The organism is Aporhodopirellula sallentina SM41, from assembly GCF_000346505.1.
Classification (GTDB): Bacteria; Planctomycetota; Planctomycetia; order Pirellulales; family Pirellulaceae; genus Rhodopirellula; species Rhodopirellula sallentina.
On record NZ_ANOH01000490.1, the window covers coordinates 1 to 1,075 of the forward strand.

General features: G+C 47.1%; 1 protein-coding gene. It reads right to left on the reverse strand.

Going from position 1 to position 1,075, the window contains the following annotated elements:
- Positions 1-330 precede the first annotated feature (330 nt).
- A complete protein-coding gene (locus RSSM_RS31365) occupies positions 331-708 on the reverse strand; it encodes a hypothetical protein (protein ID WP_044304160.1) in 378 nt (125 codons plus the stop codon).
- Positions 709-1,075: the final 367 nt, after the last annotated feature.

Consider the following 1,075-nt stretch of genomic DNA (forward strand, 5'->3'; position numbering starts at 1 on the left):
GCACAAAATCTCGCAAGCCGACGCCTCGCGGGCTGTCAATCGTATCACTGCGCCAGCGAAACTCGTCAACGGAACGTTGAACCAGCATAATACAATGCGCCCGAAATCATCAAACATCCGCGACATCCGGTTTGCATGTGCTACCCAACCTCTCGCGTGGTTCGCATCGGTGCGTTGACAACCTACTCTTCGAATACGCCCGCCACTCTCTCTAACAACAATCTACGAGACCAAACAACGCTTCGACATGCTCGATAACAAACACAAATCAACTAAACAAGCCGGAACTTACTACACGAACCAAACAAGCAACAGATTGCCTCATCAACTCTAATTCACCGCCGCAACGCTACGCTCTTTGCGTTGAGCCCATCGCCTCGACAGGCTCTTCTTCATGATCAGATCGGCAACACCATTCATGAAGCACTCAAAAGACCAATTTAAAGAATGTAATTTGCCTGTCTTCAAGAATTCCACGGACGCCTTAGCTGAAATCTTGAAATGACGAATCGGGGCATGAGCCCCGTAATAGTACTTGAACGCAGCATCCACTTCAGCATTTACATTTGGATCACCCGAGAAGTAGAAATCCCATTTCTCCCTAAATTTGCCATAATTGGCATGCGAGGAACCAGTCAAGTTATGCCCATGCGATCTTTTGAGATACAGACGCTCAGGCAAGTAATGAACTTCAGCTAACAGAGCCATCTGACAAAATATATCGGAATCTTCATGAGACCAGAAGGATTCCTCATACCCAGTAGTTTGCGAGAAAACGTTGGACCGAAAAACAGCGAATGGGCCTTGACCTGTTGCTGAATAAAACGTTTCAAATGGAGTAACAAACTCTGACGACCTCAATCGCCTAGGAAAACCTAAAAAACCCGATACATACCGCGAGCGATGCCCTCTTGAAACGAATCCACCGTCCTGATCAATAACATCAAACTGACATGCAGCGACCCCTACCTTGGGATTCTTATCTAGATAGCAACAAAGGGTCTCTAAGCACATGGACAGGAGTTATTCGGCGTAACGATGAAGCGACGGCATATAGGTCACTTCACCGAGTTCC

Bases quoted from the DNA above. Each gene is read 5' to 3' on its own strand.
- RSSM_RS31365 (WP_044304160.1), bottom strand. From the start codon at position 708: ATGGCTCTGTTAGCTGAAGTTCATTACTTGCCTGAGCGTCTGTATCTC.